The organism is Paenibacillus eucommiae (assembly GCF_017874215.1).
In the GTDB taxonomy this organism is placed as follows: domain Bacteria; phylum Bacillota; class Bacilli; order Paenibacillales; family NBRC-103111; genus Paenibacillus_AI; species Paenibacillus_AI eucommiae.
Genome location: NZ_JAGGLB010000054.1, coordinates 39,987 through 48,692, shown reverse-complemented (window position 1 = coordinate 48,692; position 8,706 = coordinate 39,987). Strand labels below are relative to the sequence as shown.

At 39.2% G+C, this 8,706-nt stretch carries 10 protein-coding genes and 1 riboswitch; all 10 genes read left to right on the top strand.

Annotation, left to right across the window (positions count from 1 at the left end):
- Positions 1-1,042 precede the first annotated feature (1,042 nt).
- The 10 genes from J2Z66_RS40170 to J2Z66_RS40125 all read left to right on the top strand — a co-directional run bounded on the left by J2Z66_RS40170 (position 1,043) and on the right by J2Z66_RS40125 (position 8,487).
- On the top strand, positions 1,043-1,339 hold the full coding sequence (locus tag J2Z66_RS40170; protein WP_209979366.1) for a MazG nucleotide pyrophosphohydrolase domain-containing protein: 297 nt from the start codon (positions 1,043-1,045) through the stop codon (positions 1,337-1,339).
- 53 nt (positions 1,340-1,392) lie between these two features.
- A complete protein-coding gene (locus J2Z66_RS40165) occupies positions 1,393-2,109 on the top strand; it encodes an MOSC domain-containing protein (RefSeq protein WP_312895023.1) in 717 nt (238 codons plus the stop codon).
- 233 nt (positions 2,110-2,342) lie between these two features.
- Entirely contained in the window at positions 2,343-3,344 is a 1,002-nt protein-coding gene (locus tag J2Z66_RS40160) for a phosphotransferase enzyme family protein (protein ID WP_209979364.1), read from the top strand.
- 118 nt (positions 3,345-3,462) lie between these two features.
- Positions 3,463-3,543, top strand: a riboswitch (ZMP/ZTP riboswitch).
- A 54-nt stretch (positions 3,544-3,597) separates the two neighbouring features.
- Positions 3,598-4,173 carry a DJ-1/PfpI family protein gene (locus J2Z66_RS40155; protein ID WP_209979376.1) on the top strand — a complete coding sequence of 192 codons (576 nt, stop codon included), beginning with the start codon at positions 3,598-3,600 and terminating at the stop codon, positions 4,171-4,173.
- A gap of 159 nt (positions 4,174-4,332) precedes the next feature.
- Positions 4,333-4,860, top strand: a complete 528-nt coding sequence (locus tag J2Z66_RS40150) for a GNAT family N-acetyltransferase (protein WP_209979363.1) — start codon at positions 4,333-4,335, stop codon at positions 4,858-4,860.
- Between the two features lie 25 nt (positions 4,861-4,885).
- Positions 4,886-5,359: an NUDIX hydrolase gene (locus J2Z66_RS40145; protein WP_209979361.1), complete on the top strand. Its 474-nt coding sequence runs from the start codon at positions 4,886-4,888 to the stop codon at positions 5,357-5,359.
- A 164-nt stretch (positions 5,360-5,523) separates the two neighbouring features.
- Positions 5,524-5,778: a DUF7660 family protein gene (locus tag J2Z66_RS40140; protein WP_209979359.1), complete on the top strand. Its 255-nt coding sequence runs from the start codon at positions 5,524-5,526 to the stop codon at positions 5,776-5,778.
- 3 nt (positions 5,779-5,781) lie between these two features.
- Positions 5,782-6,396 carry an HAD-IA family hydrolase gene (locus tag J2Z66_RS40135; protein ID WP_245376199.1) on the top strand — a complete coding sequence of 205 codons (615 nt, stop codon included), beginning with the start codon at positions 5,782-5,784 and terminating at the stop codon, positions 6,394-6,396.
- Positions 6,397-6,697: 301 nt separating this feature from the next.
- The gene (locus J2Z66_RS40130; RefSeq protein ID WP_209979357.1) at positions 6,698-7,735 is read left to right on the top strand and encodes an Ldh family oxidoreductase; all 1,038 of its coding nucleotides are present in this window, start codon (positions 6,698-6,700) and stop codon (positions 7,733-7,735) included.
- Positions 7,729-8,487, top strand: a complete 759-nt coding sequence (locus J2Z66_RS40125; RefSeq protein WP_209979354.1) for an HpcH/HpaI aldolase family protein — start codon at positions 7,729-7,731, stop codon at positions 8,485-8,487. Before J2Z66_RS40130 ends, J2Z66_RS40125 begins: the two co-directional genes overlap by 7 nt.
- Positions 8,488-8,706: the final 219 nt, after the last annotated feature.

Sequence of the window (8,706 nt, the reverse complement as noted above, 5' to 3'; positions counted from 1 at the left end):
GCTCATTTGGATATTTTTTATTTATATAAAATCAACTTAATTTCCAATATTTGATGTTTCCATAAAATTGGAAGCATAGTGGGGCAAGCTTAGACTGCGGTGACCATTACCGCACGTGTTACCCTCGCCGATATGAAAATAGCTATGACAAGTACCGGGCCGCTATAAAGCTGGCATTATCGTAGCATTTAACCGCCATCGAATGTTAGCTTGACTGTCAAGCACTGATTATTAGGTTGAGCCTAAAGTCGGTAAGAAAAATGTTAACTTTCCATTAATATCCATATAACATATGTTATAAAATTTTACCGAGATGGTTTGATAACAATATCTGAGAATAAAGTATAGAAGGTGCTTACAAAAGTCTGTATGACAAACAACTAATTTATCAAAAGGACTCCGTTTCATTTCATGAAGGGAGAGGGGCTTGAACCTTGAGAAATAAAAGTCAATCCGAACTAAGAAGACTTATTGGATTTATTAATCCAAGCAAAACATCATATATCTTGGGTCTACTTGGGTGCTGTCTAATCGATTCAATTTTGACACTAGTACTTCCCTTGATGCTTAAATTCATACTTGATTCCATAGTTTCAAAAAATATGATTGCTATTTGGACAGTTTGTATCGTGTTTGCAGTTTCTATTACTGTCCTAACCGGACTAGCCGGACTAGCCCCAATAGTTCAATACTGGTTTGGCAAAGCGGTGAAAAATATTATGGCGGAATTTCGACTACACATTGTGAGTTAATAGACCAGGGAGGGCTATATTATCAACAAAACTTTAATGAGCACCCTTTCACCTCAATAAGCTAGATATGAGAACAATAAATTAGAGATAGTCAAATAAAGCGAAAAAGAGGGAAACCTTATTTTTTGTAGAACCTATAACGATTGGAATAAACGGGGATCTATTCAATTGTCATTAATCAAAGTACTGAATGAAGGATACGTAAGATTAGTCGATCACATGGGGTCTGACCTAACAGCGTCAATATGTGATTTCCAAAATACCAAAACTGTAGCTGGAGTGAGGAAATTATGACTTCTCTAAGATCAAATATTACGCTGAATGAATTACAACAATATATTAAAAACAAAGATTTTAACCCAGACGCCTCCGCTTATTTTTATAAGCTTATAGAGGAAGTAGGCGAACTGGCAGAAGTGATAAGGAAAAACAAGCGGCAAGAGGCTGGGAATATTAAAGATTCAATTGAGGAAGAGTTAAGTGATGTTTTGTATTATACCATTGCACTCGCAAATGTGTTTCAAATAAACCTTGAAGAATCTTTTAAACAAAAAGAAGAGCTGAACAAATTAAAATGGGGCAAGTGACCATAGTCATCGTGGGGAATAATTAGATTTTAGGGGGATTCATTTTGAAGTTAGTGGGTGAAATCAGTGAGATAAACAGATACCCTATAAAGTCATTTGCTGGAGAGAGCCTGGAGACTTGCGACATTGAGACATATGGCTTCTATGGCGATCGCTGGTATGCTTTTATAGATGAAACAAAGGAAGGATGGGAGAGCTTTATTACGGCTAGAAGCATCCCTAGTATGCTTGCTTATAAGGCCAAACTTGAGTGCGAGGATTCTGAAAATGGACAAGATAATGTAAGCGTAACATCGCCTGATGGACGAATTCTTGCCTGGAATTATGATTTACTAGATGAAGTGCAAAGGCATTCCAAAAAGAAGATATCTATGGTTAGCTATAAAAATCAAAGCTCTGAACTTATGGCCGTTGATACTGGCAGTATACTGATTATTACAGATGCAACTTTACGTAAACTTGAAACAATATGGGGAAAAAGATTAGATCAGCGTCGTTTTAGAGCAAATATGATGGTGACTTTAGATGATAACGCATGGGATGAAAGCAATTGGTTAGGAAAACGATTATCAGTGGGTAGTGCGGAATTACATGTTGATATGTATTGTGAGCGGTGTTCTATGATTACTCTTGACCCAGATACACTGGAACGTGATGCTTCTCTTTTAAAAAAGGTAAATGAAGAGATGAACTTAAATTTCGGTGTGTATGCTTCGGTTAAAAAGACTGGACAAATTCATGTTGGCGAGAAAGTATATGTAATGGATTGACCATGCTTCCAACGGAACTACAATGCTGATACAAAAACCTCTCCCACATGGCATATGCGGCGGAGTTTTTTTTGCGCAAGCATAAACTTGCCTACACAATGAAAATTCCAACTAAAGGAAATAATTGTGATTTTAAACGATAGTTAGTTATATCCAATTTTTACATCTGTTCTGAACGAAATCATGCTAGTATAAATGAAATGGTCAAAATAATTCCAGATGGAGTGGTCAATGTGCTTTCAGAAAAGGAATATGAGAACATTGCCAAAAAAGCCTTGGAAAAATACCCGATTTTTGCTGAAAAATTGGTGTACCTTGGTTTAAGTGATAATGTAACATTTCGCGTTGAAACTAAAGATGAAGATTTAAAGTATCTAATTAAACTTCATTATTCAACAAATGGAAGTAGATCAAAAGATTTTATCGAATCAGAGTTGATTTGGCTCGAAGCCTTAGCTAGTGATTCAAAGCATGACGTTCCTGCTCCTGTGAAAAATGGGGAGGGCGAATTAGTCACTACGGTAACTGTCGAAGATTTAGAAGACATAGATAACTTAGCTGATGGTTTTAATGAAGAAATGTTTGTGACCTTACATCATTGGGTTCATGGGGAACTACTTAATAGACAACCAACTGGTGACGAAACAAGAAGGCTGGCGTTGTTAATGGCAGATCTGCATGCACATTCCAAAAAGTGGGATGCCCCTGATAGATTCACAAGACCGGCCTATAATTCGCTACATTTAATGACTTCTTATAAGCAGTTAAGACAAAATTTAAAGGGGCTTATAGCTGATGAATATTTTTCTTCTCTAAAAGAAACTGTGGATCAAATTTCTATTGAAATTGATAGCCAAAATATGTCCCGGGACAGCTGGGGGCTTATTCATTCTGATCTTCATGAGGCTAACTATGTCTTTTACAAAGATAATCCTCGACCCATTGATTTTTCCAACTGCGGCCATGGATACTATTTATTTGATTTGGCTGAAACCTGTATGCATCTTTCTTTTGAGAATCAAAAGGTGTTCGTATCCACATATGGAACTGTGCACCCGCTGCAAGACGATTATAGAACCGTAATAGAAGCTTTTTTTATTTGGTCCATCATAAGAACGTTTGCATTTCATTCGCAGAATCCAAAGGAGATTGAATCGTTAAAAAGGGATTTGCCATTCGTGATAGATCATTATTGTAAAAAATATCTCGAACACACAACTTTTTTGTTGGACTAATAGGTATATTTGAGAGTGGCGCGGCAGCTTGCGAATAAAGCTAATGGGGATGCATTGATGAAAAGAGATAAGGAAATTATTGATTTATAAAAGCTTTCAGCATAAAATATAGTAAATATCTGGTATGGGCAACTGGCGTAAATGCGGAGAACCGCGAGGGAGCTCATATGTCATGAAGTCGTGCGCCTGGGCAAAGTATTTGATCATAGATCAGGTACTTTTTTTCAAAATCAGAAGGGTGAGGTGCTTGGGAATGAAGATGGCTTACATTCTGTTTGACAAGATGACTATGCTGGATTTAGTTGGTTTTTATGAAGCGGTAACTTGGATGGGGATTTTAAAGGTAAAAGAAAATGTGTCGTGGGACTTCTGTTCAAACCAAGAGTATATAACGGATGACAGGGGATTGACTGTTAAAATTAATCACGTTTATCCGGACTTATCGGGCTATGATGTCATATTTATACCCGGAGGTTTTTCTACAAGACAGCTTAGGTACGATACCGAATTTATATCATGGATCCAAACTGCACGCGACGTGGAGTATAAGCTCTCTGTATGTACGGGTGCATTAATTTTGGGGGCAGCAGGTTTTTTGAAAGATAAAAAGGCAACCACGAATCCATCTGCATACGATTTATTGGAGCCATATTGCAAGGAAGTCATTAAGGAGCGTTACGTGAGAGATGGGAACATTTTTACGGGAGGTGGCGTGTCCGCTTCCATCGACCTGGGATTGTATTTCATAGAATCTCTTACGAATGATGAGGTGGTTCGGCAGGTTCAAGAAAAGCTGGATTACCCTTACTATAAAGGAGGCTCGCTTTGAATATTTCCTATCGCACGGAAATTCCTGACAAAAATGAATATTTTCATTTATTTCAATCTACAGGTTGGAACTCAAATGATGTCTGGACTAGAGCGGCCGGCTGAAGCCCCAGGAATGAATTTGTTTCTGTAGTTATTGAATGAAATGAAGAGGTGCTCTGTGAGTGAGATTGAAATACGGTGGGCTTGCATCAATGATTGCCATGATTTAAGTATTGTACATTTGGAGTCATACCGTGCTGCGTATAGAGGAATAATGCCGGATGATTTTTTAAATAAAATGACACTTGAAGATCGGTCTCTGCATGTCCAAAATTTGCTTAAAACTAGCGCTAAAAGAATAGCAATCCTGAGAGTTGATGGAGCAACTATTGGTTATGCGGAAGTCGGTAAATGTGAAGATAAGGATTTAGATGAAACCTGGGTAGAAATATTCGCCATATATTTGCTTAAGGAATATTCCGGGAGGGGATTCGGGAGCCATCTGATGGGCTGGGTGTTGGATAAAGTGCTTGAATTAGGTCACTCCAGAGCCTCGTTATGGGTCCTTAAAGAAAATACAGATGCGATAAAGTTTTATGAGAAATTAGATTTTAAATCTGATGGAACAGAAAGAGTAATTAAAAGAGGTAAAACATTAGTTCAAATGAGATTTCAAAAGTTAATTAGCAATAATTCTATCTACTAAATCCGATTGAGATACGGGGAAAAATATGCACAATTATACGCTTTGTTTTATTAAAAAAGGCCATCAAATTCTAATGTTAAATCGTCTTTACTCCCCAAATATGGGCAAATGGAACGGGGTAGGCGGAAAAATTGAAGCGGGTGAAACTCCACAGCAAAGTGTAATAAGGGAAGTCTATGAGGAGACTGGGCTCAGCGTTGATAATCCAGAATTGGTTGGGACCGTAACTTGGATTTTGAATGATGCAATATCAGGCATGTATGTCTATATATCTTCAATTCCAACATCAACAGATTTTTCGACTCCTGTGAATGTTGCAGAGGGTATATTGGATTGGAAAGACATAGACTGGGTTTTAAATGTTAAAAACACTGGCATTGCAGACAACGTTCAAGAGTTTCTGCCAGTTATGCTAAATGGGGAAAATGTCGATCATAGATTTAGCTACAATGTTAATGAGGAAATGATTGATTATATAAAGCTGCCCTTGACTGTGTAAAAATATGAGAAATTCACGATTACAATTGACTCGGCCTATGGAATTATTTGAAATCTAAGATTGGGGAGTACAATTCACAGTTGCAGCGCCAACCCCTGAAAGGATATAGCTTTAACATAGCATGGAAGGGACATTGCAACTGTTTTTTGTAATGGAGAATTATAATGCAACTTCATGATATGGTTGAACAAGTAAAGTCAAAAGAAGATTTAATTAAGTTTATTTCAGCACTTAGAAATAACTTAGATACTCAAATTGGGGATTGGGAAAATTCAACGCTAGAAAGATACTTTGAAGCAATGGAAGCATGGATGAATGATATGGATAGTTATTATGTTAATACGAATCAATTGGTTCCTGACCAACCAACTTGGAAGGTCTTTGCCGATATATTATACGCTTCTAAAATTTATGAATAAAACATGGGTTTTTATGGGAAGAGGTGTTCTGAAATAACTACAAAACCCGAATTAATCCTTGATGTGGCTGGTGTGCTTGCAACTAATTTTTCTCCGCATTTTTGGCGGCAATTATCAATTGAATCTGGAATTTCTTTTGATCAACTTGATCATTATAAAAAGGGAATTCGAGAAGATCTATGGTCTGGAAAAGTTTCTGAAGAAGAGTTTTGGCGTAGGCTATGCGAGCGAATCCCCTCTCTGAATAAGGATTATGTCCAAGCCATGCTGCTTTCCTATATAAAGCCTTTGCCAGCCATCGAAGAAATTCCGAAATGGAGCAAAGTGGCTAACATTCATCTTTTAAGCAACCATCGTGCTGAGTGGATAGACCACATCATAAACCCAGTCCGAAGTTATGTAAAAAGCATGACAATATCCAGCCAAACTGGCAGTTGTAAGCCGAATCCTGAAATATATGCAGCAGCGAGCACTCATCTTATTGATACAAGCCGTGTATTGTTTATAGATGATCAAGAAAAGAATTTTAAAGAAGCCAAGATTCTTGGTTGGCACACTTTGCTTGCAGATCAAGAAGGGGAGTGGATTCGTAAGGTTATGACATATCTTAGAGATTAATGAACGAGAGTGGAGGAGTATGCCATATGGCTGCTCCTCTTTACATATCAATTTACAGAATTGATGATAGATTGCAGTAAGATAACATCGCAATACTTTCGATCTGTAAATAAATTCCGTCAGCAAAGCCGACGGAATTTATTATCAAACAGGTTCCAATAATTAAAAAACATGCAGCAATTCGTACTTATCTTATTTGCGTTGACATCACATTGGAAATTAGGATATTATGTAAGTTATAAAGGTACAGGTTTGGTACATGTAACGTTTTTGGATAACTACAAAAACAGGAGGATGAACAATGATTTTAAAAACATCACAGGAGCTATATCAACTGACCGTACAGGTTTTTTCTGCATGCGGGGCGACACCTGAAGAGGCAGCATGGGTAGCGGAAGAATTGGTGGAAGCAAGTTTAATGGGAATCGATTCGCACGGTGTTATAAGAATTCCTCAATACGTGAATCAAGTTTTTAGCGGATCGATAAAACCCGGATCCAAAATACAAATTATTCGTGAAACTCCCAGTACGGCGGTTGTCGATTGCGGCCTTAATTTCGGTGCTGTAAGCGCGAACAAAATGGTAGATATTTTGCTTGAAAAAGCAGAGCACTCCCATATCGCTTGCGTCGTCAGTCGACGCTCCCACCATGTCGGGCGGCTTGGAGCCTACGCACAAAAAGTAGCGGAAAAACAGATGGTTGCCCTCGCAGCTGTAAATGGAGCAAAGGGAGAGCACTGCGTAGCTCCATGGGGTGGTCGCGAAGGAAGGCTTTGTACGAACCCGTTCGCATATGCAGTCCCAACCAGCAAGGAGCCGCTCGTATTTGATATGTCCACTTCAATGATTGCGGAAGGCAGGCTGCGTATGTACAAAAACAAGGGAGAACCCGTTCCATTGGGAAGAATTTTGGATGCTAATGGCAACCCAAGTACCGATCCTAAAGATTTCTATGGCCCCCCGGCAGGTACCTTGCTGCCTTTTGGAGCAGAATTAGGCTATAAGGGGTTCGGATTGGGATTGCTAGTTGAAATTTTGGGTGGTGTGCTTGCTGGAGTCAGTCTTTCTGATGATGCTGATTATGTGAATGGATTGTGCCTCATCGCAATTAACCCGGACGCTTTTTATGGCAAGGAGAGCTTCGTGCAGGAGATGGATCAATTGAGCGAGTATATGCTTTCCTGTCCGACGGCTCCCGGGTTCGATAAAATTACATTGCCAGGTGCTCTGGACTTCCACAGGAAGGAACAACGGCTTCAGTCAGGAGTTCCAATTGATGAAGTCACTTGGGAGACGATTGTCAAGGCAGCACAAAAGGTAGGGTGCTCGATATGTTAAACGGTACTTATGAGAAATTAAAGCAGAGATCCAAAGTGTTCGGCACTACAATTTCGCATTTTAGCTGGACAGGAGTTGTTCCGCTGCTTAAGAAACGCAACATTGATTTTGTCATTATAGAATTGGAGCATAATTTCTTTGATTGGCGGGATATGGAAGGGTTATTGCGGACAAGTAATACAGTAGCATTAACCGCTTTTGTCCGTATAACGGAGCTTGCTTATAATCAAGTATCCAAGGTTCTGGATCTTGGAGCAAATGGGATTATCATTCCTCGCATCGAGACTGTGGCAGAGCTGGAACGTGCTGTGGATATGATGAGACTTCCTCCGAGGGGAAGGAAGGGAGTGGGGGGCTATGATTTCTCAGGTGATGATCTATTGAACAAATTAGCCAACTATAACATGGAAAAAATGATTATTATTCAAATGGAAAACCCAACCGCTATTGCTAATCTTGGAGCTATGCTGGATATGAAGGAAGTGGCAGGGGTTATTGTAGGACCTTATGATTTGTCTGTAAGTATGGAAATCCCAGGACAACTTCAACATCCGAGGTTCATTCAAGCTGTGAATGATGTAATAGAAATCTGCGGCAAGTATCAAGTTTCATGCGGTATGTATATGGGGTCATCGGCAGATATGAAGTATTGGCGTGAACGTGGAATGAATATCATATGGTCTGGTAGTGATATAGACTTCTATGTGAAAGGGTATCATGCTTTATGTGATACTGTCGAACAAATGGATTGATTATTTATTTCTGCAATCCCAGGACGTGAAATCTGTAAAGAAGTCCGAGATTTCACTGCCCTAACTGTCCTTTCGGTCATGAACCAGATGCTGCTGGCTGTCCGTTTGAGCTTGATGTTCGTGTGATTCGTGCGATTGTAGCTGAGGGAGGGAATGGCTGTGGGCGGAAGAGCGGCAGCGTCCGCATTTAAAGATTGGTTCCAGCCTTCACAGCCATTC